Source organism: Amycolatopsis dendrobii, from assembly GCF_014145675.1.
GTDB classification, from domain to species: Bacteria; Actinomycetota; Actinomycetes; order Mycobacteriales; family Pseudonocardiaceae; genus Amycolatopsis; species Amycolatopsis dendrobii.
On sequence record NZ_JACGZW010000008.1, the window covers coordinates 506931 to 530230 of the forward strand.

At 70.8% G+C, this 23300-nt stretch carries 24 protein-coding genes and 2 pseudogenes; 19 read left to right on the plus strand and 7 right to left on the minus strand.

Annotation, left to right across the window (positions count from 1 at the left end; genetic code table 11):
* Positions 1-13 precede the first annotated feature (13 nt).
* Entirely contained in the window at positions 14-385 is a 372-nt protein-coding gene (locus H4281_RS25515) for a winged helix-turn-helix transcriptional regulator (protein WP_182893448.1), read from the minus strand.
* A 142-nt stretch (positions 386-527) separates the two neighbouring features.
* Here H4281_RS25515 and H4281_RS25520 point away from each other — a divergent pair, with 142 nt between their 5' ends.
* Genes H4281_RS25520 through H4281_RS25535 form a run of 4 tightly spaced genes read left to right on the plus strand, consistent with a single transcriptional unit; the run spans position 528 to position 3173 of the window.
* A complete protein-coding gene (locus tag H4281_RS25520) occupies positions 528-923 on the plus strand; it encodes a hypothetical protein (protein ID WP_182893449.1) in 396 nt (131 codons plus the stop codon).
* Positions 920-1093, plus strand: coding sequence for a hypothetical protein (locus H4281_RS25525; protein ID WP_182893450.1), 174 nt, complete (start codon positions 920-922; stop codon positions 1091-1093). Before H4281_RS25520 ends, H4281_RS25525 begins: the two co-directional genes overlap by 4 nt.
* A 50-nt stretch (positions 1094-1143) precedes the next feature.
* Positions 1144-1824: a winged helix-turn-helix domain-containing protein gene (locus H4281_RS25530; RefSeq protein WP_182893451.1), complete on the plus strand. Its 681-nt coding sequence runs from the start codon at positions 1144-1146 to the stop codon at positions 1822-1824.
* On the plus strand, positions 1821-3173 hold the full coding sequence (locus H4281_RS25535) for a sensor histidine kinase (protein ID WP_182893452.1): 1353 nt from the start codon (positions 1821-1823) through the stop codon (positions 3171-3173). Before H4281_RS25530 ends, H4281_RS25535 begins: the two co-directional genes overlap by 4 nt.
* On the opposite strand, the gene H4281_RS25540 is transcribed toward H4281_RS25535, so the two are convergent.
* Entirely contained in the window at positions 3170-4396 is a 1227-nt protein-coding gene (locus H4281_RS25540) for an LCP family protein (RefSeq protein ID WP_182893453.1), read from the minus strand. The two genes, H4281_RS25535 and H4281_RS25540, sit on opposite strands and share 4 nt — an antisense overlap.
* Positions 4397-4554: 158 nt before the next feature.
* Entirely contained in the window at positions 4555-5298 is a 744-nt protein-coding gene (gene dprE2, locus H4281_RS25545; protein WP_182893454.1) for a decaprenylphospho-beta-D-erythro-pentofuranosid-2-ulose 2-reductase, read from the minus strand.
* 99 nt (positions 5299-5397) lie between these two features.
* Here dprE2 and H4281_RS25550 point away from each other — a divergent pair, with 99 nt between their 5' ends.
* From H4281_RS25550 to H4281_RS25560, 3 genes and pseudogenes are all read left to right on the plus strand, one after another.
* Entirely contained in the window at positions 5398-6006 is a 609-nt protein-coding gene (locus H4281_RS25550; protein ID WP_182893455.1) for a TetR/AcrR family transcriptional regulator, read from the plus strand.
* Between the two features lie 26 nt (positions 6007-6032).
* Positions 6033-7592 (plus strand): MDR family MFS transporter, encoded by a 1560-nt coding sequence (locus H4281_RS25555; RefSeq protein WP_182893456.1) that lies wholly within the window; start codon positions 6033-6035, stop codon positions 7590-7592.
* A gap of 44 nt (positions 7593-7636) precedes the next feature.
* Positions 7637-8701: pseudogene (locus H4281_RS25560) on the plus strand (RNA polymerase subunit sigma-70); the annotation flags it as partial.
* 167 nt (positions 8702-8868) lie between these two features.
* Here H4281_RS25560 and H4281_RS25565 read toward each other — a convergent pair.
* Complete coding sequence (locus tag H4281_RS25565; protein WP_009080567.1) at positions 8869-9138, minus strand: WhiB family transcriptional regulator; 270 nt, start codon at positions 9136-9138, stop codon at positions 8869-8871.
* Positions 9139-9839: 701 nt separating this feature from the next.
* On the opposite strand from H4281_RS25565, the pseudogene H4281_RS46320 reads away from it, so the two are divergent.
* Both H4281_RS46320 and shbA read left to right on the plus strand, forming a co-directional pair.
* Positions 9840-9995 (plus strand): annotated as a pseudogene (locus H4281_RS46320) (sigma-70 region 4 domain-containing protein); the annotation flags it as partial.
* A 51-nt stretch (positions 9996-10046) separates the two neighbouring features.
* Positions 10047-10727 carry an RNA polymerase sigma factor ShbA gene (gene shbA, locus H4281_RS45710; RefSeq protein WP_237600923.1) on the plus strand — a complete coding sequence of 227 codons (681 nt, stop codon included), beginning with the start codon at positions 10047-10049 and terminating at the stop codon, positions 10725-10727.
* Here the strand turns inward: shbA and H4281_RS25575 are convergent.
* A complete protein-coding gene (locus tag H4281_RS25575; protein ID WP_182893457.1) occupies positions 10704-11567 on the minus strand; it encodes a LysR substrate-binding domain-containing protein in 864 nt (287 codons plus the stop codon). The genes shbA and H4281_RS25575 overlap by 24 nt on opposite strands.
* A gap of 97 nt (positions 11568-11664) precedes the next feature.
* On the opposite strand from H4281_RS25575, the gene H4281_RS25580 reads away from it, so the two are divergent.
* The 3 genes from H4281_RS25580 to H4281_RS25590 all read left to right on the plus strand — a co-directional run bounded on the left by H4281_RS25580 (position 11665) and on the right by H4281_RS25590 (position 13415).
* Positions 11665-12699, plus strand: a complete 1035-nt coding sequence (locus H4281_RS25580; RefSeq protein WP_182893458.1) for a bile acid:sodium symporter family protein — start codon at positions 11665-11667, stop codon at positions 12697-12699.
* A 40-nt stretch (positions 12700-12739) separates the two neighbouring features.
* Entirely contained in the window at positions 12740-13195 is a 456-nt protein-coding gene (locus H4281_RS25585) for an SAVMC3_10250 family protein (RefSeq protein WP_182893459.1), read from the plus strand.
* A 73-nt stretch (positions 13196-13268) separates the two neighbouring features.
* Positions 13269-13415: a hypothetical protein gene (locus H4281_RS25590; protein ID WP_182893460.1), complete on the plus strand. Its 147-nt coding sequence runs from the start codon at positions 13269-13271 to the stop codon at positions 13413-13415.
* A 7-nt stretch (positions 13416-13422) separates the two neighbouring features.
* On the opposite strand, the gene H4281_RS25595 is transcribed toward H4281_RS25590, so the two are convergent.
* Together H4281_RS25595 and H4281_RS25600 are read right to left on the minus strand one after the other, a co-directional pair.
* The gene (locus tag H4281_RS25595; RefSeq protein WP_182893461.1) at positions 13423-15924 is read right to left on the minus strand and encodes an ABC transporter permease; all 2502 of its coding nucleotides are present in this window, start codon (positions 15922-15924) and stop codon (positions 13423-13425) included.
* 3 nt (positions 15925-15927) lie between these two features.
* Positions 15928-16644 carry an ABC transporter ATP-binding protein gene (locus H4281_RS25600; protein WP_182893499.1) on the minus strand — a complete coding sequence of 239 codons (717 nt, stop codon included), beginning with the start codon at positions 16642-16644 and terminating at the stop codon, positions 15928-15930.
* A 191-nt stretch (positions 16645-16835) separates the two neighbouring features.
* On the opposite strand from H4281_RS25600, the gene H4281_RS25605 reads away from it, so the two are divergent.
* The 7 genes from H4281_RS25605 to H4281_RS25635 form a co-directional block, all read left to right on the plus strand.
* Positions 16836-18077, plus strand: a complete 1242-nt coding sequence (locus H4281_RS25605) for a sensor histidine kinase (RefSeq protein WP_182893462.1) — start codon at positions 16836-16838, stop codon at positions 18075-18077.
* Entirely contained in the window at positions 18065-18709 is a 645-nt protein-coding gene (locus tag H4281_RS25610) for a LuxR C-terminal-related transcriptional regulator (protein ID WP_182893463.1), read from the plus strand. The genes H4281_RS25605 and H4281_RS25610 overlap by 13 nt, the downstream gene beginning before the upstream one ends.
* 195 nt (positions 18710-18904) lie before the next feature.
* Positions 18905-19453 (plus strand): DUF1062 domain-containing protein, encoded by a 549-nt coding sequence (locus tag H4281_RS25615; RefSeq protein ID WP_182893464.1) that lies wholly within the window; start codon positions 18905-18907, stop codon positions 19451-19453.
* A 406-nt stretch (positions 19454-19859) separates the two neighbouring features.
* Positions 19860-20198: a WXG100 family type VII secretion target gene (locus H4281_RS25620; protein WP_067590616.1), complete on the plus strand. Its 339-nt coding sequence runs from the start codon at positions 19860-19862 to the stop codon at positions 20196-20198.
* A 30-nt stretch (positions 20199-20228) separates the two neighbouring features.
* Positions 20229-20528, plus strand: a complete 300-nt coding sequence (locus tag H4281_RS25625) for a WXG100 family type VII secretion target (RefSeq protein ID WP_037812613.1) — start codon at positions 20229-20231, stop codon at positions 20526-20528.
* A 45-nt stretch (positions 20529-20573) separates the two neighbouring features.
* Positions 20574-21128: a WXG100 family type VII secretion target gene (locus tag H4281_RS25630; RefSeq protein ID WP_182893465.1), complete on the plus strand. Its 555-nt coding sequence runs from the start codon at positions 20574-20576 to the stop codon at positions 21126-21128.
* A 66-nt stretch (positions 21129-21194) separates the two neighbouring features.
* On the plus strand, positions 21195-23300 hold a 2106-nt coding region (locus tag H4281_RS25635), incomplete at its 3' end, for a WXG100 family type VII secretion target (protein ID WP_182893466.1).

The window sequence follows — 23300 nt, forward strand, 5'->3', positions numbered from 1 at the left end:
GCGGCATCGCCGCTCAAGAAGCAGTGGCGGCGTTCTCCGCGTCGTAAGCCGCTCGCGCCGCCGTCACCTGGTCCATGTTCTGGCGCGCCCACCGGTCCAGCAGGTCCAGCGGTTCGGCGAGGTTGCGGCCCAGCTGGGTCAGTTCGTACTCGACCTTGGGCGGGATCACCGGGTACGCGGTGCGGATGAGGATGCCGTCGCGGACGAGGCTGCGCAGGGTCTGCGTCAGGACTTTCTGCGAGATCCCGTCGACCCGCTTGCCGATCTCGGTGAACCGCAGCGGGCCGTCGGTCAGTGCGCCGACGATCAGCACCGTCCACTGGTCGCCGATCCGGTCGAGCAGCTGGCGCGTCGGGCATTCGCGGTCGTACGGGTTTCCGAGCACGGCGGCCTCCTCGCTCTCCGCAAGAGAGTAACACTCCCCCCGGGCCGGCGGGCTTTACCGAACCCGAACATTCGTCCCACACCCCTCGTACACCCGCGCGCGACGGTGGTTCCGGAAACACCGACACGGGAGGACGAGAACGATGCGAGGAACGAGGCGGCTGGCACTGGCCGGCTGCGGGATCGCGGCCGGACTGCTCGTGGCCGCGCCGATCGCCAGCGCCGACACGCAGGCGCCTGCCCCGGCTCCGGTCACTCTGAGCCCGCAGGAGGTGCAGCAGATGTGCACGGCCTGGGTGCCGAAACTGCGCAAACAGGCCCAGAACCTGACCAACCGGATCAACGGCGGACCGGAGGTCTCCGGGTCGGTCGCGAATCTCAAGGCGCGCGCGAACGACGCCCGCACAAAGGGCCACACCGCGCAGGCCGACCGGCTGCAGAAGCGGGCGGACAAACGGCAGGGCCGGATCGGGGAGCTGGCGAACGCGACGAAGCAGCTCGACGCGTTCGCCGCGGCGCACTGCCAGGCGCCGAAGTGAAACGGCTGATCGCGATCGCCGCCGCGGCTGCCGTCGTCGGGCTCGGCTGCGTGGCGTGCGACAACGGTTCGACGCCGTCGTCGGGGGCGGCGCCGGACGGCGATCTGAGCAGCATCCAGTCCACGCTGGACTCGATCCAGTCCGACATGGCGGGCGACGGGCAGCGGTGACGCGCGTACCGTTTCCCCCGACGTAGCCGGCCGGAGGAACGGGAGCCCGGATGGGGTCAGCTGGCCGCGGTCTCGTCCTCGTCGTGGAGGACGAGACCGCGATCGCCGAACTCGCTGCGCTGTACCTGCGGCGCGACGGGTTCGGGGTGGAGGTCGAGCCGGACGGCGCGAAGGCGCTCGCGGCCGTCCGCCGGCTGCGGCCGGTGGCCGTTGTGCTCGACATTGGACTGTCCGGAATGGACGGGATCGAGATCTGCCGGGCACTGCGCGCGGCGGGCGACTGGACGCCGGTGCTGTTCGTGACCGCCCGCGACGACGAGCTGGATCGCTTGCTGGGTCTCGAAATCGGCGCGGACGATTACCTGACCAAACCGTTCAGCCCGCGCGAACTCGCCGCCCGCGTACGGACTGTGCTGCGGCGCGCGTCCGGCAGTCCGGCCACGACGCTGGCTTGCGGCGGCGTGCGCGTCGACGTCTCCGGGCGCCGCGCCTGGGCAGGCCAGGAGGAGGTCGCGCTCACCTCCACCGAGTTCGATCTGCTCGCCTACCTGCTGCGTCACCCCGGCCAAGTGCTGTCGCGCGATCAGCTGCTCAGCGCGGTCTGGGGCTACGCCGCCGCGGCCGGGACCCGCACGGTGGACGTGCATGTCGCGCAGCTGCGGGCGAAACTCGGCGAGGACAGTCCAATCCGGACAGTCCGGGGCATCGGCTACGCGGCGGACGCCGGATGAGAACCACGCTCGCGCTCCGGATCACCGTGGTGTGCCTGGCGGTCGCCGGGATCGCGGTGCTCGTGGCCGGGCTCGTCGCGTCCCGGCTGGTCCGCAGCACCGCCGATTCGGTGCTGCAGCAGTCGCTGCGGGACCAGGCCGACGTCGTCGCCGGGCAGCTCGACGGCACCGGCATCGGCAACCGGCTCGCGATCGGCAAGGTCGCGGCGGTCGTGCGGGGGCAGGGCATCGAGGTCGTCGTGCACCGGGTCAGCGGCCAGAACTCCGGCCAGGCGACCGCGGTGCGCGCGGCGGAACGGGCCGGGCTCACGTCCGGAACGGACCGTTCGACGCGGGTCGCGATCGGCGACGTCGACTACCTCGTGGAAGTGCGCCCGGTCGGCCCGGAAGCCGCGTTCGCGCTCGTGCAGCCGGTGCGCAGCGCCGAATCGACCCAGCACGCGTTGCTGCGCAACATCCTTCTGGCACTGGGCATCGGGCTCTTGGTCGCCGCCGTCGCCGGATACGTCTCCGGGCGGTTGCTCGGCCGCCCGCTCCGCCGCGCGGCCGCCGCCGCGGGGAGTCTCCGCGCCGGCCGCCGCGACGTGCGGGTTCCGGTCGAAGGCCCTGCCGAGGTCGCGCAGGTCGCCGGCTCGCTGAACGAACTCGCCGACGCGCTGGCCCGCAGCGAATCCCGGCAACGGGAGTTCCTGTTGTCGGTGTCGCACGAACTTCGCACCCCGCTGACCGCGGTGACCGGTTTCGCCGAGGCGATCGCCGACGGAGTCGCCGAGGGCCCGGACGCCCGCCGCGCCGGCGAGACGATCCACCGCGAGGCCCAGCGCTTGGAACGGCTCGTGTCGGATCTGCTGGAACTCGCCCGCCTCGGCGCCGACGAATTCCAGCTCGACCTGGACGTTTTCGACTTCGCCGCGCTGGTCCGGGACTGCGCGGAGGTGTGGCGCCTGCGCTGTGCGCGCTCGGACGTCTCGCTGACCGTCCAGTCTCCCCCGGGAACCGTCCTGGTCACCGCCGACGCCCGGCGGCTGCACCAGGTCGTGGACGGGCTGGCGGAGAACGCCCTGCGCGTCACGCCGGCGGGCGCGCCGATGGTGTTCGCGCTGGCGGTCGCGGACGGCCACGCACATCTGTCGGTCCGGGACGGCGGGCCGGGGCTCGCGCCGGAGGACTACCCGGTGGCGTTCGAACGCGGCGTGCTCAACGCCCGGTACCGCGACAGCCGCCCGGTCGGGTCCGGCATCGGGCTGGCGCTGGCACACGGACTGGTGACGCGAATGGGCGGAACGCTCACCGCCGGACCAGCACCCGAAGGCGGCGCGGCATTCACCATCACGCTGCCGACGGCCTAGTTCACACAGCCGCTGGCAGTCGTCAGCTTCGGCTGCGCCGGAGTCCCCGCCGGAGGAGCCGGCGTCGTCGTCTGCGCGATCGGCCGCACCAGGCCGCCGCTCGACGACGGGTGGACAGTGTCCGAATCGGATGCTCCCCCGGAGGCCGAGACGTCCGGCGAGCTGATCTGCGCCTGCACGAACTCCCTCACCTGCGCCGGATCCACCTTCACCGCGTCGCCGTCGGACGGGGTGGCCAGCGACAGGCTCTGCACCGGGATCGTGCCGAACGCGATCGCGCCCGAGCTGAGGCCGTGCAGTTGCTGGGCGAAGCTCAGCAGGTTCCAGCCGTGGTCGAGCGTGACCGAACCTGCCAAAGCGTCCACCAGGGACGAAAGCCGCGCCGGATCGGTGAAGGTGCCGGAGCCGAGAACGGTTTTCGCCATCGCCGACATGAACGCCTGCTGCCGCGCGATCCGGTCCAGGTCGCCGCCCGGCAGGCCGTGCCGCTGCCGGACGAAGGCGAGCGCTTGGGTACCCGAGACGGTCTGCGTTCCGGCGGGGAAATCCGCACCGGAGAAGGAATCGTGCACCGGGGCGTTCAGGCACACCTGCACTCCGCCGACCGCCTGGCTCAGCGCGGCGAACCCGGAGAGATTGACCGCGGCGTAGTGATTGACGGTGAGCCCGGTGAGCTTCTGCACCGCGGCGATCGCCGACTTCGCCCCGGCCGCGTCGGCGGCCACCTCCAGCTCCGGACCGCTCATTCCTTGCTGTGCGAGCTTTCCCCGCTGATCGGCCCGCGCGCGGCTGTACGCCGAATTGATCTTGTGCTTGCCGTACCCCGGAATGTCCACATAGGAATCCCGCGGGATCGAGATCGCGGTGGCGGCCGCCCCGCCGACCGGGACGTGCACCACGATCATCGTGTCGGTGGTGTTGCCGCCGTCGTCCCCGCTGCCCGCGTGGAGCGCGTCGAGCACGTTCTGCGGCAGCGGCGTCCCGTCCGGTTTGGTGCGGGAATCGAGACCTACCACCAGGATGTTCTGCGCGACGGTGAGCGGTTCTCCGGCCGGGGTGTCCGGAACCTGAGCGGAGGGCGCGATGACGTCGGCGGTGACCAGGCTCGTGTCCAGCCGGTGCCATTGCGACCACGCGAATCCGGTGGCGCCCAGCACCAGGGTGGACACCACCCCCAGCACCGCACGGCCGCCGATCCGGCGGCCCCGGGACGTGATCAGCACGGCCGGTTCCTCGCTTCCCCGGGGACGGATTTCGACCCCCTCGTTCGAGGATCACCGCGTTAGCTGGGAATAGCCTGAGAAACCTGTCGCGAAGATGTGATGCTGCCCGTTCGGCCGAGCGCGCGGCGACAGCCGGTATCCCTTCGGGCACAGGGAGTTCAGCGCGGCATCCGCCGCCACACCGCGCGCGGCACGAACCGCATCGCCGCGAACACCAAGCGCAACACGCCCGGCACCCACACGACTTCCCGGCGGCGGCGCAACGCGGCGGCCGTCGCGTCGGCCACCTGATCGGCGGTGCTGGAGAACGGCGCGGGAGACATGCCTTCGGTCATCCGGCCGATCACGAAGCCCGGACGCACGAGCAGGAGGTGGACGCCGGTGCCGTGCAGCGCGTCGGACAGTCCCGAGGCGAACCCGTCGAGCCCCGCTTTCGCCGAGCCGTACACGTAATTCGCCCGCCGCACGCGTATCCCGGCGACCGACGAGAAGACGACCACGTTTCCGGAACCCTGAGCACGCAACAATTCCGCCGTGTGAGTGAGCACCGACACCTGAGCGACGTAATCGGTGTGCACGATCGCGGTGGCGTGCGCGGCGTCGGTCTCCGCGCGGGCTTGGTCGCCGAGAATGCCGAACGCCAGCACGACGGTCTCGAGCGGGCCGTGCTCCTTGAGGACGCGCTCGAGCAGCGGGCGGTGCGCGGAGAGGTCGTCGGCGTCGAAGTCCTCGGTCGCGACGGTCTCCGCGCCCGCCTCGCGCAAAGCGGCGGCCTGCTCCTTGAGATCCGCGCCCGGCCTCGCGGCGAGCACGAACCGCTTCGCTCCTCCGCGCGCCAGCCGGACGGCCACCGCCGTCCCGATCTCGCTGCGTCCGCCTAGCACCAGCACCGTTCCGCTCACGGTCGGTGAGTCTGCCAGCCCGCTCCGGGGAGGCCCGAGGTGCCCTGATTCACAAACTGCAACTTTGCAGCTTCTGCAAGATCACGCTACGCTGATCCGGTGACCCCTCCCGGCCTTCGCGAGCGCAAGAAGCTCGAAACCCACCGCACGATCGCCCTCGCGGCCCTTCGGCTGATCGACGAGCGTGGTCTGGACCAGGTCACCGTCGACGACATCGCCGCCGAAGCGGGCGTGTCCGCGCGCACGTTCTTCAACTACTTCGCGGTCAAAGAGGACGCCGTGCTGCTCGCGTACGCCGACCACGCCGAACGGGCCGAGCAGACGATCGCCCGGTTCCTCGCGCAGCCGGAAGGGATCGACGCGTTCCCCGCGTTCATCGCGACCGTCCGGGAGGAACTCGCCGACATCGAGCGGGACCGCGACGAGTGGCTGACCCGGTTGCGGATCATCCACGGCGATCCGTCGCTGCTCATCCGCGCGACGACGCTCAACTCCGGCTCGCGCGATCCGATGATCGCGGCCATCGCCCGGCGTTCGGGCACCGACGCGGAGCAGGACCTGTTCCCGTCGCTGCTGCTGGCGGTGGCGGGCGGAGTGCTCAACACCTCGCTCAGCAGGTGGGCCGCCGGCAACGGCGCCCAGCCGCTGCTCGAAATCTTCGACGAGGCCGCCGCCGCTGCCGCCGCCGGCCTGCCCGACCCTCGCTGACCTCTCGAGTCCGGAAAGGACTGTTCATGTCCCTGTCCACCGCGCAGTCGCCCGCGCCTTCCCCGGCGATGAGCCGCCGGCAAGTGCTGCAGGCGATGTCCGGCCTGATGATGGGCATCTTCGTCGCGATCCTCGCCTCCACTGTGGTCGCGAACGCCCTGCCGCGGATCGTGTCCGAACTGGGCGGCAGCCAGTCGTCCTACACCTGGGTCGTCACGACCGAACTGCTCGCGATGACCGCGACCGTCCCGCTCTGGGGCAAGCTTTCCGACCTGTACAACAAGAAACTGCTGATCCAGCTCTCGCTGGGGCTGTTCGTGGTCGGCTCGCTGGTGGCCGGGTTCGCGCAGAACATCGACGTGCTGATCCTCAGCCGGATCGCCCAGGGCATCGGCGGCGGCGGGCTCACCGCGCTCGCCCAGGTGATCATGGCGGCCATCGTTTCGCCGCGCGAGCTGGGCAAGTTCTCCGGCGTCTTCGGCGCGGTCTTCGCGGTCGGCACGGTCGCCGGTCCGCTGATCGGCGGCGTGCTCGTGGACACCTCGTGGCTCGGCTGGCGCTGGTGCTTCTTCCTCGGCGTGCCGTTCGCGCTCGCCGCGATCCTGTTGCTGCAGCGCACGCTGGACCTGCCGACCCTGCGCCGCGAGGTGCACGTCGACTATCTCGGCGCGTTCCTGATCATGCTCGGCGTTTCGACGCTGCTGGTGTGGTCGTCGCTGGCCGGCTCGACCTTCGAATGGGGTTCCTGGCAGACCGCGGTGCTCGTGCCCGCCGGCGTGCTCGTGCTGGTGCTCGCGGTGTGGGTCGAGTCGAAGGTGCGCGAGCCGGTCGTGCCGCTGAGGCTGTTCCGCAACCGGACGGTCACGCTCGCGACCGTCGCGAGCTTCCTGGTCGGCGTCGCGATGTTCGGCGGCACCGTGTTCCTGTCGCAGTATTTCCAGCTGGCGCTCGGCAAATCGCCGACGGCGGCCGGGCTGATGAGCCTGCCGATGATCTTCGGGCTGCTGGTTTCGTCCACTGTGTCCGGCCAGCTGATCAGCCGCACCGGCAAGTGGAAGCCGTTCCTGCTGCTCGGCTCGGTGCTGATGGCGGCGGGGCTCGGCCTGCTCGGGCTGATCGACGCGCACACCTCGCTGGTGGAGCTGAGCCTGTTCATGCTGGTGCTCGGCGTCGGCGTGGGCATGCTCAACCAGAACCTGGTGCTGGTGACGCAGAACGACGTGCCCGCCGCCGACCTCGGAGCGGCGACCTCGACGCTGTCGTTCTTCCGCAGCCTCGGCGGGTCGATCGGCGTGAGCGCGCTCGGCGCGGTGCTGGCCAGCCGGGTCGGCACGCTCATCGCCGACGGGCTCGGGCCCGCCGCGTCGAGCGGGTCCGGCAGCGGCGGGAAGGTGCCCGACCTGGCGCAGCTGCCCGCGCCGGTCGTGGCGGTCGTCCGCGAGGCTTACGGAGTCGCGACCAGCGATCTCTTCTTGATCAGCGCGCCGATCGCGCTGCTCGTGGTGGTCGCGGTCGCGTTCCTGAAGCACTTGCCGCTCAAGACGAAGAGCGGGCTGGAACGGCTGGCGGACGAAGCGGCCTCGTGAGTGTTTACGCCGGTTAGCACCGGCATCGGCGCTCACGAGCTACCGTTGCCCGGGTGACCAGCGACGAGGAGTTCGGTGCCCTGCTCGAACAGCACCGGCGCGAGATCCGCGTGCACTGCTACCGGATGAGCGGTTCGTTCGAGGAGGCCGAGGACCTCACTCAGGAGGCGTTTCTCCGGGCCTGGAAAGGGCGCCGCGGCTTCGCCGGACGGGCGAGCGTGCGGACGTGGCTGTACCGGATCGCCACGAACGTCTGCCTCGACGCGCTCGCCCGGCGGCCGCGGCGCGCGCTGCCGGACGAACTGGGTCCGGCTGCCGACCCGGCGGGCGAGATCTCCGCGCTGGACGTGCCGTGGCTCGGCCCGTTCCCCGATCTGCTGCTCGACCCCGCGGCGCCGGACGACACCGGCGCCGCGGTCGTCGAACGGGAAACCATCGAACTGGCCTTCCTCGCCACCATCCAGTTGCTCCCGCCGCGGCAACGCGCCGCGCTCATCCTGCGCGACGTGCTCGATTGGTCCGCAAAGGACACTGCCGAACTGCTGGGCACTTCGGTGGCCTCGGCGAACAGCGCACTGCAGCGGGGCCGCGAAACCTTGCGCGCCCGGCTGCCCGCCCGGCGCGCCGAGTGGTCCGCCCCGGACAGCACGACCGCCGAGGAAACGGCGCTGCTGCGGAAGTTCGTCGCTGCCTACGAATCGGCAGACGTGCAGGCTGTGGCGGCTGTGCTGAGCGAGGACGCGCGTGCGGTGATGCCGCCCTATTCGTTGTGGTTCGACAGTCGCGATCGGATTCTCGGCGCGCTCGGGCCGAGTTTCGATCCGGAGTCGCCGTACTACCGGGGCAGTTTCCGGATGGTGCCGGTGCGCGCGAACCGGCAGCCCGCCGTCGCCGGATATCTGCGCCGGCCCGGCGAATCGGTTTATCGCGGATTCGGCGTCTGCGTGCTCACCGTCCGAAACGGACTGGTGACGGCGATGGCCGCGTTCGAAACGGCGGCATTGGCGCCGTACGGACTCGCCGAAACGTTCGAAGAAACCGTGCCGATGATTGCCGATCCGACTACAGCCGCGGCGGACACCGGTCGCCTCAGGGGGATCGGCAGCTGACCGTTCCGCCTGCTTCCGGTCGGATCAGCAATAAAAAACGCCCGGGCGGCGATCGCGGTCTGCGATCGCCGCCCGGGCGCAACCACCGAGTTCCGGGCTTTGCGGCCGGTCGTGGTGGGGGAAACTGCTAGCGCCCTCGCCGCCGGGAAATGGTCACCGGCTCGCGGTCAGGCGACTCGATGCCGTGCGGCGGCGGAGCCGGATCGAACCAGCTTCCGGCGCTCCAGCTCGGTGGTTCCCCCGAAGATCCCGTTGCCGAGACCGTTGTCGAGAGCATAGGAAAGGCATTCCGCGCGGACCGGGCATCGCGCGCAGACCGCCTTGGCCTTCGCGACCTGCTGCGCCCCCGGACCCATGTCGGAAATCGGGAAGAACAGTTCCGGGTCCTCGTCCTGGCACGCCGCTCGGGCGAGCCAGCTGGTGGCCGTGAGTTCCATTGTTGCTTTTCACCTCCTGTCCTCATTGTCGAACCGTGGTCAACCGACTTCTCCGCGCGCACGGGCACGCCATGCCTTCGGAGGATGTTCGGTGGGCTTTTCGGCCGAACCGCCCCGGGCCGCGAAGGACCCGGCGGACGACCGGCTTTCCAAGTTACCACCGATCACCGCCCGCGCGCGAAATTTCGATTCAGCTCACATCGCGGACGCGGTTGCCGCCGGACGTGCTACGGCCCCCGCGCCGGGCGCTCGCCGGGTCCGGAGAGTCCGGGTTTTCCTTTTCCGCGCACCGTTTCCCCCTTCCGTCGCGCCCGAGGGCGAACTGCCCGTCCGGCCCAGGTACCCGCCCGTCCCGCGATTAACCACAGTTCCGTAACCGGATCGTTACATCCCACGGGCGCGTCACCGCACCTGTTCGACAAGTGCGGGTTCGGGAGGGGGTGCGCGTGGCGGGGTTCGACGGCTTCTTCAGGAGCGATTTCCCTCGTCTCGTGGCGTTCCTGTGCGCGGGCGGGCTCGGGCCGGGCACCGCGCGCGAGGTGGCGGTGGAGGCCTTCGTCCAGGAAACCGGGACGTGGCCGCCGCCGGGCGACCCGCGCGTGGCGGTGCGGCTGACCGCCGTGCGGCTCGCCGCCGAGCAAACGTGGTTCGACGGCGGCGCCCCGACCGCGGACCCGCCGGGCGACCGGCTGACCTCGGTCGTGGAGCGGAACGCGCGCGGGGTCGAACTGCTGTCGACGCTGCCGGAAACCCAGCGCACGGTGCTGACCTGGTCGCTCGACGGGTTCTCGCCCGCCGCGATCGCTTCGGCGCTCGGCATGGCGGGCACCACAGTCCGCTCGAATCTGCGGCACGCACGGGAACGGCTGAAACAGCGACTCGGCCTGGCCGGGCGCGAGGAGGCCTTGATGACCGAACTGCGCGAAGCCGAGGCCGCACTGGTCAACGCGCTGCGCTCGGCGCTCGACGTCGAAGAAGCCTTGACCCGCGTGAAAACCGCGGCGACCGCGTTGGCCGCACCGCGGGTCCCGGCCGGCCGATTCGGCTTCGACGGCCCGGTGCGCGCCGCGGTCGAAGGCGATCCGGACGCGGCGCAGGACCTGCTGGCCGCGGTACAGCCGCTGATCGTGCGCTACTGCCGGGCCCGGTTAGGCGGCGCCGATGCATATTCCTCCGCGGACGATGTGGCGCAGGAAGTCTGCCTGGCGCTGCTGACCGCGCTCCCCGGTTATCGGCATCAAGGGCGGCCGTTTCTCGCTTTCGTTTACGGGATCGCGCAGCACAAAGTGGCTGACGCGCATCGGGCGCACGCACGCAACCGGACCGAGGCGGTGGCGGAACTGCCGGAAGCAATGGATCTGGCTGACGGTCCGGAGGAACGGGCGCTGCGTGCGGAACTGAACCGGCAGCTGGCTCGGCTGCTGCAATTGCTGCCAGAGCGACAGCGGGAGATCGTGTTGCTGCGCATAGTAGTCGGACTCTCCGCCGACGAAGCAGCCGAAGCGGTCAGCTCCACCCCCGGCGCGGTGCGAGTCGCGCAACACCGCGCACTCCTCCGCCTGCGCTCAGCCCTCGAGCGGCGACGCTGACCCGATCCGCGCCACCACGAACTCGGCCAGCGCCGCCACCGGGCCCTCGCTGCCGTCTCGGGACAGCAGGATGAAATCGACGTCACCGGGGTCCGGAAGGCCGAGTTCGGCAGGCAACTCGACGAGATCCGACGGCACCAAGCTCCGCGCGTGCACCGTGATCCCGAGTCCGGCGGCTGCCGCCGCGCGCAGGCCGGTCAGGCTCGAGGTCTGGCAGGCCGCTCGCCATTCCAGCCCGGCGCGTTCCAGCGTTTCCACCGCCAGCTGCCGGGTCACCGACGGCATCGGGTACTGCACCAGCGGCACGGGCTGGCCGGGCGCGAGGTCCGTCGCTGCCGAGCCGATCCACACCAGGGGTTCGCGGCGCAGCAGCCGTCCCGGGCCGGGCGCGCCCGGGCGGCGTTTGCCGAGCACCAGGTCGAGGCGGCCGTCGGCGATCCGGCGGGCGAGCACATCGGACAGTTCCACGTGCAGTTCGACGTCCGCCAGCGGATGGCTTTCCCGCAGCCGCCGCAGGATTTCCGGCAGCTCGCCGAGCGCGAAGTCCTCGGACACCCCGAAGCGGACCCGGCCGCGCACCTGTGCGCCGCGGAAGTGCCGGGCCGCCCGGTCCTCGGTGTCCACAATGGTCTGCGCGAACCCGAGCATCGCCTGCCCGCGCGCGGTCAGGTCGACCGCGTGCGTGTCCCGGGCGAACAGCAGCCCGCCCGCCTCGGACTCGAGCCGCCGGATGTGCTGGCTGATTGTGGGCTGCCCCACACCCAAGCGCCTCGCTGCCGCCGTGAAGCTGCGAGTTTCCGCCACAGCAAGAAAAGAACGGCACAACCGCGGATCCAGCATGCGTCACATCTTATCGGCTTTCACAATGACAGTCAGTACGGTCATCGGGGTTCCGAATGACCGTCGGCGACGAGAGAATGAGCGGGAAAGGAGTTCCATGACCACCGTGCTCGCCTCGCTCTCCCGCCCCGTCTCGGCTGCGCTCGCCAAGCTGCGGATCGACCCGTTCATCGCCCTGATCCTCGTCACCGTAGGCATCGCCTCGCTGCTGCCCGCGTCCGGCGCGGCCGCGACCGGGTTCGGCGCGCTGACCAAGATCGCGGTCGGGCTGCTGTTCTTCCTTTACGGCGCAAGGCTTTCCAGTCAGGAAGCGGTCGAGGGGATGCGGCACTGGCGGTTGCACGTCACGGTGCTCTGCGCCACGTTCGCGCTTTTCCCGCTGCTGGGGCTCGCCGCGTCGTTCCTGTCCCCCGGCCTGCTGACCTCGCCGCTGTACACCGGCGTGCTGTTCCTGTGCCTGCTGCCCTCGACCGTCCAGTCGTCGATCGCGTTCACCTCGATCGCGAAGGGCAACGTCGCGGCCGCGATCTGCAGCGCGTCGCTGTCCAACCTGCTCGGCATCGTCCTGACGCCGCTGCTCGTCGCGCTGCTGCTGGCCACCGACGGCCCCGGCGTGAGCGGTTCGGCGGTGCTGGACATCGTGCTGCAGCTGCTGGTGCCGTTCGTCGCCGGGCAGCTGGCGCGCCGCTGGATCGGCGGATGGGTGCAGCGGCATTCCGCGCCGCTCAAGATCGTCGACCGCGGTTCGATCCTGCTGGTGGTCTACACCGCGTTCAGCGAGGGCATGACCGAAGGCATCTGGCACCAGCTGGACATCGGCCCGCTGCTGGCGCTGGTCGCGGTCTGCTGCGTGCTGCTGGCGGCGGTGCTCGGCGCGACCAGCGGCGGCGCGCGGCTGCTCGGATTCGCCCGCGCGGACCGGATCACGATCATGTTCTGCGGTTCGAAGAAGAGCCTGGCGAGCGGCCTGCCGATGGCGACGGTGCTGTTCGGGCACGCCGAGGTCGGGCTGATCGTGCTGCCGCTGATGCTGTTCCACCAGATTCAGCTGATCGTGTGCGCGGCGATGGCGCGCCGGTACGCCCGGCAGGCGGCGGCGCAAGAGCCGGGCGAACTGGCGGCGGTCGGCTGACGTCGACCGGGCGCCTCCGGGCCCGCCGGGGTGAATCCCCATGCGGGAGCTGGTGTACGTCTCGGAGGCCACACTGAGCCGGTTCCCTCTCCCGCAAGGCCTCCGGCGGCGGGTGACGGGGTTCGGCGGGAAGATCCCGGGCGTCGAGAGCCGCGCGGACCTTTCCGCCGCAACCGGTCACCTCGGCCTCGACCGGGCGCTGCGGGACTTCGAGGCCTCCGGCCGCCATGCGCGGTACTACAGCGAGGACGGGCTGGCTCCCGGGCAATGGGTGCGATTCGAGGCGCGGCTGAACTACCGCGTCGTGCCTGGCGGAAGCCACGGCGAACAGTCCGCCGCGCTGGTCTTGCGGGAGCCCGCGAACGCCGACGCGCCCCGGCTGCTCCTGCACAGCTCGCCAGAACACCTGGTCGGCGCGCGCAAGGCCGCGGCCGCCGGAACGATCGGGCTGCCGATCTCCCCCAGCGCGGGACAGCGGATTTCCTCGACCAGCTGACCGGGAAGTCCTTCTCGCAGGCGCTGTGCTTCCTGCTCGGCGACCTGGACACCGCCCGGACTGGCCGGGCTGGGTGGCGGGCTACGCGCGCCTGACCGCCGATCTGACCGTCACGAACACCCCGGCCCATTTCACCCGGGAGGAACGCACCCCGCCGACCCGGGTGGTGCTCGCCAGCCCGCTGGATGTCGAGTACACGAGCGCGCCGGAGCCGGACTGACGCCGGGCTACTCGCGCGTCCCGATCGCGTCCGCCGGCCGCGCGCGCAGGGCGAACTTCGCGGGCACGAGCACCGAAGCGGCTCCGACCAGCGCGGTCGCGGCGACGATCCCGAGGTACAGCAGCGGCGGGATGCTCGGGACCGGCGATCCGGTGAGGCCGAGACTGACCGTGGCCAGCGGGATCAGCGGCACCGCCGAACCCGCCGCCACCGCGATCAGCACCACCGTCAGCGCCTCGATCCGCAGCACCTTCAGCACCTGGTCCCGCGTCATCCCGACCAGGCGCAGCAGCGCGAACTCGCGGGTCCGGGCCAGCGTGGTCATCACCAGCGTGTTCGCCACCGCCAGCGCGATGTAGGCGAACACCAGCACCAGCGGCAACGCGCTGCTCAGCGCCGAAGCGGTCGCCGCGTTGCGTTGTTCATCGGACAGGCCTGCCTTGGCGGACACGGTCAATCCCGGATATTTCGCGGACAGGCTCGCCAGATCCGTCCCCGGGCGGGCCCGCACCAGGATCTGCTGGTCCAGCTGCCGGGAGCTGTGCGCGAACACGTCCTCGTGCGCCAGGGTGACGTCGCCGAATCCGCTGCCCCGCTGGTAGACGGCGACGACGGCCGGGGCCGCCGCGAAGCCGTCCGGGAGGTTCAGCTTGATCCGGTCGCCGACTTTGACGCCGAGAGTGCTCGCCGCGCTGGCGCTCAAGGCGACCTTTCCCGGGGCGAGATCGGCGAGATTTCCTGACGAGACAGCAAGATCCATCGTCTTGGCCGCGTTGTCGACGGTGATGCCCTGGGCGGGGAAGTCGAAGATCTCCGGTGAATCGAGCACCTTCGTCGAGGCGAACACCGGCACCCGCGTGACGCCGGTCGCGGCCTCCGCACCGGGCAGTGCGGCGGCGTCCCGGACCGCATCGTCCGGGAGCCCGCCCGCCGCGCCGGTGAGCGTGTACTGCGCGATGATTCCCTCGTCGGCCTGGTCGGCGGCCGCGGCGGCGAGGGTCGTGGGGATGAACAGCTGCACGCAGGCGAACCCGATCGCCAGCACCAGCGGTCCGATCCCCGCGGCCAACCGGTGCGCGTTCGCACGCGTGTTGGCGGCGGCGAGGCAGCCGTATTCCTTGAACCGCCGGGTGATCGGCTTCGCCAGCAGCCGTGTCGCGAACGCCGCTATCGGCGGAGCCAGCAGCAGGACCGCGACGATCATCACCAGCCCGCCGCTGCCCGCGCCCGCCACGGCGAAAACACCGGAGAAGAACACCGGGAGCAGCGACGCGGCGAAGCCGAGAAGCAGCAACAGCACCCCGAGCGTCCGCCGTCCGCCGCTGATCCCCGGCTGTTCGACGGCGGCGTCGCTCAACGCCTCGACCGGTCGCACGGACGAGGCTTTCCATGCCACGGCGAAGGTCGCGATCTGCGCCGTCGCCACCCCGGCGAGCACGGCGACCAGCATCGGCAGAATTCCTACGGAGAAAGAGAAATCCTCCGGTACGACGCCGATCAGGACTAGCGCGCCACGCAACAGCTGCGCGGCGAGAATGCCGGGCAGACACCCGATCGCCGACGCCACGACCGACAGCACCAGCGCTTCCGCGGCGAGCATTTTCCAGATCTGGCGCGGGGTCGCCGCGATCGCACGCAGCACAGCCAGTTCGCGGCGGCGCTGGTGGACGCTCAGCGCGAGAGTGCTTGCCACGACGAGGATCGCGATCAGCAGCACGGTGCCGCCGAGCGAACCCGCGATCTCCCGCAGCGTGCTGCTCGCTGAGGCGACGTCGGGGTTTTCGATGCGGCTCCGGTCGTCTCCGGTGGTCACCTCCGCTTCGGAGCCCAGCGCGGCGGTCAGCCGGTCGGCAAGGTCGCCGGGATCGACGCCCGGCCGGGGAAACACGCCGACGGCGTCCACCCGGTCTCCGCGCCCGGCGAGGCTTTCCGCTTCCGCGTCGGCGAAAAACGCGACAGGAGCGCGGAGGTCTCCGTCCGCCTCGGACAGTTTCGCCACGCCCACGACCCGGTATTCGGCGGCGGCTTCGGTCGTCTGGATCCGGACCGCGGCCCCGGCTTCCCAGCCCGGCCCGGCGTCCAGCACCACCTCGCCCGGCCGCTGCGGTTCGCGGCCCGCGACGAGATCGAACGGACCCAGCCGGGCACTCGACCACGGATGCCCGGCCGCAGCCATATCGCCCAGCACCGCGGGGAAACTCACGTCCGGCACCACCGACCCGACGCCGTCGGTCCCGGCGATCTTCCGCACCGTCTCGCGGCTCAGCGGCGCCGGTTCCTTGAGCGGCTTGGACTTCGTCTTGCCGTTTTCCCGCACCTCGAACGATTTCGCGCCGCCGGCGACCACCGGGACCCCGGCGTACCGCTGCGGCGCCACCCCGGTTTCCGCGCCGGACTGCAGGAGAATGCCGAACGCGGTGACCAGCGTGGCCGCGCCGAGCAGAGCGACGAACGCGCCGGCGAAACCGGAAGCGCGCCCGCGCAGCGTTTTGACCGCCAGTTCGAACATCGCTCACCACTCCCCGAGCGTCGTCATCCGCTCGGCCACGCGATCCGGGGCAGGCTCGGACATCTCGTCCGCGAGCACGCCGTCAGCAAGGAAAACCACCCGGTGCGCGTACGAGGCGGCCACCGGATCGTGCGTCACCATCACCACCGTCTGACCGGTCTCGTCCACGAGCTGCCGCAGCAGTTCGAGCACCTGGCGGCCGGTCCGGGTGTCGAGCGCGCCGGTCGGCTCGTCGGCGAACACCACCTCGGGCCGCGGCGCGAGCGCGCGGGCGATCGCCACCCGCTGCTGCTGGCCGCCGGACAGCTGGGCCGGGCGCCGGTCCAGCCGCCCGGTCAGCCCGACGCGCCGCACGACCTCGTCCAGCCAGGACTGGCCGGGAGCCAGCCCGGCCATCCGCATCGGAAGCGAGATGTTGTCCGCGACGGTCAGCGAGGCCAGCAGGTTGTAGGACTGGAAGACGAACCCGACCCGCTCGCGGCGGAGCACGGTCAGCCCGGTCTCGTCCAGGCCGGCCAGGTCCGTGCCGCCGAGCAGCACCGTGCCGCCGGTCGGCCGGTCGAGCCCGGCGGCGCAGTGCAGGAAGGTGCTCTTGCCCGCGCCGGACGGGCCCATCACCGCGGTGAACGACCCTCGGCCGAACCGGACGGTCAGGTCGCGCAGCGCGGTCACCTCGCCCGCGCCGGACCCGTAGGTCTTGCGCACCGACCGCAGCGACACCACGTCGTCCGGCGGCGTTCCGGTCTCGACCGGTGCCGGGCGTTGCCGTTTCTCGCGTGCCACTTCGTCCTCCGGGTGCGGTGATCGTGCTTTTCCCGGACGCTACGGATCCGGGAACCCGCCGGACAGCACGTATCCTGCAGATCCCAGGTGCAGAAAACTGCACCTGCGAATCTTCCGAGGGGGGTCGGATGGAGCCGGCGCGCGCGAACCGGTTCAGCGTCCGCGGCCACCTCGCCGGGTTCGGCGTTTCCTTCCGGTACCTCGCGGTCGGCGCCGCGGTCGGACTCGGCGGCCTGCTGCTCTTCTGGCTGACCGCGGGCAGTCTCCTGCTGAGCGTCCTCGGCATCGGGTTGCCGCTGCTGGTCCTGCTCGTCCCGCTGCTGCGCCGGTTCGCCAGCGCGCAGCGGAAACGGGTCGGACGGCTGCTCGGCACGCCGGTCGAGGAGAAGTACGCGGCGCCCGGTTCGCCGCTCGGAGTGCTCAAAGACCGTGCGGTCTGGAAGGACCTGGCATTCCTCACGGTCAACACGGTGGCCGGCGCGCCGCTGTGTTTCGTCGGCCTGAGCCTGTTGTCCGGCATGCTCTGCTGGGGCACCGCGCCGATCTGGTGGACCTTCCTGCCGCCCGCGGCACATCTCACCTTCCAGCCGGTCACCAGCTGGGCCCAGGCGTTCGGCGCGACCGGCATCGGACTGGGGTACGCGACCGGGCTGGTCCTCCTCGTGCCGCTGCTGGCGCGCGGGCACGCGATGCTCGCCCGGGCGTTGCTGCGCCCGCCGCGCGGCAGCAGGCAGACCCGCCGGATCGAAGAGCTGACCGTCAGCCGGGCCGAGGCTCTCGAAGCGCACGGCGCCGAACTGCGCCGGATCGAACGGGACCTGCACGACGGCACCCAGGCCGGGCTCGTCGCGATCTCGCTCCGGCTCGGGCTGATCAAGCACGCACTGCGGAATCAGCCGGACAACGCGCTCAGCCTCGTCGACGACGCCCAAGAGCTGACCGAGCATTCGCTGGCGGCGCTGCGCACGATCGTCCGCGGGATCTATCCCCCGCTGCTGACCGACCGCGGTCTGGCCGGTGCGGTGCAAGCGCTCGCGTCGAGCAGCGCTGTCCCCGTCGAGGTCGAGGTCTCGGGCGAGGGGCAGGCTCCGGCCGCGGTGGAGGCGGCGGCCTACTTCGTGGTCGCCGAGGCGCTGACGAACATCGCCAAGCACAGCGGGGCCGACCGGGCGTGGATTACGCTCGCGCTCGACCGGGAAAGGATCGGGATCACGGTGCGGGACAACGGGAAGGGCGGCGCGGCCGAGAACTTCGGCACCGGGCTGGCCGGGATCCGGCGACGGGTCGCGGCGTTCGACGGCGACTTCGCGCTGGACAGCCCCGAAGGCGGCCCGACGGTGCTGCGAGCGGGGCTGCCGTGCGCGTCGTGATCGCCGACGACAACGCCTTCATCCGAGAAGGCCTGTCGTTGATGCTCTCCACGGTCGGCCACGAGGTGTGCGCCGTGCTGGAACGCGGGCCGGACGTGCTGCCCGCCCTGCTGGAGCACCGGCCCGACATCGCCGTGCTGGACGTCCGGCTGCCGCCCGGCTTCACCGACGAGGGGCTCCGCGCGGCCGCGGCGGCCCGGGAGGAAATCCCCGGCCTGCCGGTGCTGATGCTGTCGCAGTACGTCGAGCACGCCTACGCCGCCGAACTGCTCGCCAACGGCGCTTCCGGGGTCGGGTACCTGCTGAAGGACCGGGTCGGGCGGATCGAGGAATTCCGCGAGGCGATGGACCGGGTCGCCGCGGGCGGCACCGCAATGGACCCCGAGGTCATCTCGCAGCTGATGGCGCGCCGGCTCGCCGCGAACGCGCTCGACGTGCTCAGCCCCCGCGAACGCGAGGTGCTCGCGCTGATGGCCGAGGGCTACGGCAACGGCGCGATCGCCGGGAAGCTGTTCATCGCGGAAACGTCGGTGAACAAGCACGTGGGCAACATCTTCGCCCGGCTCGGGCTCGCCGCGGGCACCGGCGACCACCGGCGCGTGCGGGCCGTACTCGCCTACCTCAACGCCTAGCCGGCGGCGCCCGGCCGGAAAACCGGTGGAACCGCGCCCGCGTCCGCGGCTACTGTCGCCCGGCCGTTGTCAGCCAGGCAAGGACGTGCCGTTGTACATCGCGTGAGGCATCCCAAGCTCTGATCTCGTCGCGCGCCGCGCTTGAGCGTCGCGCTTCTTCGTGCTGCGGAATTCTCACTGGATCGGTGTACTCCTGTGCTCTATCACTGGACAGTCCTGCCCACTTGCCTGCCGCTCGTCCGGCGGCGCTGCCATGCGTGCCCGTCCGGGCGTTTCCGGGCGGACGGCAAGTTCCGGGTCAACGCCAACCACAAGCTCATCGACGCCTGGCTCCTCGTGCTCTGCACGGGCTGCGGGCAAACGGCGAAACTCACCGTGTTCGAACGGGCGAGGGTGCGCTCGGTCAGCCCCGTTCTGCTGGACCGCTTGCACCACAACGATCCCGGCCTCGCAGCGGAATTGCTCCAGGACCCCGTCCTGCGCCGGCGCAACCGCGTCGCGCTCGACTGGGACGGCGCCTGGCGGCTCGACACCGGTGGTCCGGACCACTTGGACCAGGACTCGATCGACGTCTCGGTCGGCTTCGCGGCCCGGATCCCGGTCCGCCCGGTGCGGCTGATCGCCGAGGGCTGCGGCCTCTCGCGGGCTGAGGTCGAGCGGCTGCTCGCCGAGGGGAAGGTCGTGTCGGGGGTCCGGCTCAGCGGCAAGCTCTCCGGCGACTTCGCCTTCACGCTCAAGCACTGAGCCGAGTCCGTGCGGGGAACTCTGCGTCCCTCGGGGCTCCCCGCACGGACAGCTGTCTGTCCACAACGGACCGCGCAAGTCCACTCCCGACTTCCGCTCGCATGAGCGCGAACCGCGAATCCGGGCACCAGCGGTGCCTGAACGGGCAGTCGTGCGTAACCGGGTCCGGCGGAAAGCGTTGCCGCTGCCCAGCGCCCCCCAGGTGGAGGAGCCCCTTGCCCCGCCGTCCGCGCACTGGTGTTCAGAAGGGAACAACGCGGCGACAACCCGTAGACCGGCGCTTACCGTAAGTCCGCAGTCTCCCCCGTGCTCTGTCGTATCGGCCGAACGAAGGGCATCCGCGGCGACCTCGGCGGTCTGGCATGCCAGTCCGTCATATCCGGAGAACCTGACCAGAGGAGAAAGCATGGCTTCGCAGGACGGCGCCCGCGTCGATACCAACGTCATGCGCAAGGGCGCGCAGACGATCAGCGACACCGGGCAGAACATCACCGGGGTGAACCAGAAGGTCGACGGCACCATGCAGACGCTGTTCGGCACCTGGCGGTCGGACTCGGCGAACGTGTTCAACCAGGCCATGGGCCAGTTCGACCAGACGGTCCGCAAGATCGTGCAGAAGCTGGACGAGCTCGCGCAGAACGTGCAGACCTCGGCGAGCGAGTACGACAGCCGGGACTCGGACAACACCTCCACCGCCAACAACGCCGCCGCGGTCATCGGCGGCGGCGGTCTGCAGGGCTTCTGATCCCCTTCCTCCCCACGAAAGGACATTCCCATGGCTTTGGGCCAGTTCCAGATCAGCTTCGCCACCATGCAGGACACCGTCGGGCAGGCGAAGCAGCAGTCCAACCAGATCACCGAGCTGCTGGACCAGATGAAGGCCGTCATCGAGGGCCAGCGCGAAAACTGGACCGGCGTCGCGGCGGACATGTTCCACGAGACCTACAACTACTGCCACCAGGCGGCGCTCACCCTGCCGCAGGCGCTCGACGCCGCCGCGCAGACCCTCGGCCAGATCAACGAGGGCACCTCGAACACCGAGGGCAACAACGCCAAGCGGTTCGCCGCGAACTGACGCCGTTGCCTTGCCGCAACTGAGCAGAAAGGAGGGTGAACGGCCATGGTCGCGCCAGGTGACACGAATTACGGGATGAACAACGATTCGTCGAACAACCATCAGAAGACCTCGGACGACGGCAAGTTCCACAGTCCGGGCGACCAGACGCCGCCGGACGTGAAGAACGAGTGGATCCCGCCGGGCGACGTCGGCAAGCCGCCGCCGGTGCCGGGCGGTTCCGAGCATCCGGGCAAGGGCGTCACCGCGGTCAACACCGAGGCGATGCGCACGTTCGCGAAGAACATGCAGGCGCTCGCGGACGGGCCGCTGAAGGATCTGCCGGCGAAGCTCGACGGCATCCAGCTCAAGCCCGGCGTGTTCCTGACGGCGCAGAGCAAGATCTTCACGCCGATCCAGGGCACGAACGCGCTGCGGGACACCACCCGCACCGCGATCCACGACCTCTGCAAGGCGCTCGACGAGGTGGCGGACGCGGTGAACAAGGCCTCGAAGGCGTACGACAACGCCGACGAGGTCAACAAGATGTCCGCCGACGACTACAACCAGTACTTCAACACCGTCAGCGGGCACATCACCGGCGCCGGTCAGAAAACCTGACCGGACGGGCGGCGGTCTTTCCGGGTTCTGTCCCGGGTCTCTCAGGTTCGAAGCGATCGAGGGAAGATGGCGGACGACAACAACACCCACGGGTTCACCTCGGACGACAACGGGGTCTGGCCGGACACCACGCAGACCGGCAACCAGAACACCACTGGTGACCCGTCGAAGGATTTCGACGGCCTGACGTGGAAGCAGATCGAAGCGGCGATCCTCGGCGGCGGTTCGCTGTCGGGCGGCCAGGACAACCGGGACAAGGCCTACGGCAACGTCAACTGGCAGTCGCTTCAGGACGCGGCCGGGGTGTTTCAGGAGACGCAGCAGAACCTCGCGATGGTCGCTCAGTCCATTCAGGACCAGACCGCCGCCCTCGCCGGACCCGACGGTCCGTGGAAGGGCGACGCCGCGACGAAGTTCAAAGACATGATGACGGCGCTGGGCAACAAGTTCTCCGATCTGGCGGACCGGATCGGCGACGGCGGCGGGTCGAACAACGTGCCGACGAACCTCGTCAATTCCGCGGCCTATCTCAAGTGGGCGCAGGACACGATCCGCTACATCGACAGCTATTACGCCAGCCAGGTCCTCGCCCAGGGCAGCAAGTACCACCTCAGCGACGGGCGCGCGTACATCTCGCAGTTCCCCGAGGCCGTCGAGATGATGACCAACGACATGCGCAAGGTCGGCGGCCAGCTCGCGCAGAAGTACAACACCGTGCACGTCAACGCGGGCAAGACGACCCCGCCCCCGACTCCTGGCGGTGGTGACGGCAACACGCCCAAGCCTCCCCCGCCGCCGCCGGCTCCTCCGCCCCCGCCCACGCCGCCGCCACCTCCGCCTCCGGTGACCGCTCCCCCGCCACCGCCGGCTTCTCCGCCGCCGCCTCCGGCGACGCAGCCGCCGCCTGCCCCGAAACCGCCGCCCGTGTCCCCGCCTCCGGGCGGTGGCAACGGCGCTCCGCCGCCGGTGAACAAGGCCGCGATTCCCCCGCCGCCGAACGGCGTGAACGGTCCTGGCGGGAGCGATGTGCCGCCGCCGCTGAAGAACGCTCTCGTTTCGCCTCCGCCGGGCGACGTCAAGGGTCCTGGCGGGAATGATGTGCCGCCGCCGCTGAAGAACGCTGCCGTGCCGCCTCCGCCCGGCGACCTGAACGGTCCCGGGGGCAACGGCACGCCGCCGCCGGTGAACGCTGCCGCCATTCCGCCGCCGCCCAACGGGGCCGGCGGGAACAACGTGAAGCCGCCGTCGGTGAAGCCTCCGGCTGTTCCGCCGCCTCCGGGCGATTCTCCGGGAGGGAACAACCTCAAGTCGCCGTCGATCCCGCCTCCGCCCGGGGCTTCGGGCAACAACCTCGGCGGGCACGTCAACCCGCCTTCGCTTCCGGCACCGCCGGGAAGCTCGGGCGGATCCGGACACGTGAATCCGGCGTCGATCCCGCCTCCGCCGGGCGATTCCGGCGGCAACCTGGCGAACAACGCGCTCAACCCGGCGCACCTGCCGCCGGGCCTCGGCAACCCGCCGGGCAACCAGAATCCGGGCGGCAGCGGCATCCCGATGATGCCGCCCGGCGGCATGGGCGGCGGCGGAGGGCTGAACACGCCGTCCGCGGAACGGCCTGATTCGTCCGGTCTGCTCGGCAACATCAAGAAACCGTGGATCAGCCCGCCTCCCGACGGCATCGGCAACCCCGACGCGCACGGCGACACGCCTCCGCTCAGCTCGGCCAAGTGGGCTCCGCCCCCCGGGGCGAGCGGCGGGACCGGCGACGGTGTCGGCGGGCCCGGCGGCCTCGGCGACGGCGTCGGCGGGCCCGGCGCGATCAAGGGCCTCGGCGAGAGCGATCTGCCGAAGATCCCGGATCCAGTCGGCAACCACGAGCAGATCCCCGGCGGAGGAACCCCGCCGATGGTCCCGCCGGGCGGCATGGGCGGCGGCAGCGGCCTGAACACACCAGCCGCCGAACGGCCTGATTCGTCCGGGCTGCTCGGCAACATCAAGAAACCGTGGATCAGCCCGCCGCCGGACGGCATCGGCAACCCCGACGCACACGGCGACACGCCACCGCTCCACTCGGCCAAGTGGGCTCCGCCCCCCGGAGCGAGCGGCGGACCCGGCGGCCTCGGCGACGGCGTCGGTCCGGGCGGCGGAGAGCCGGTCAGCCCGGAGGTGAAA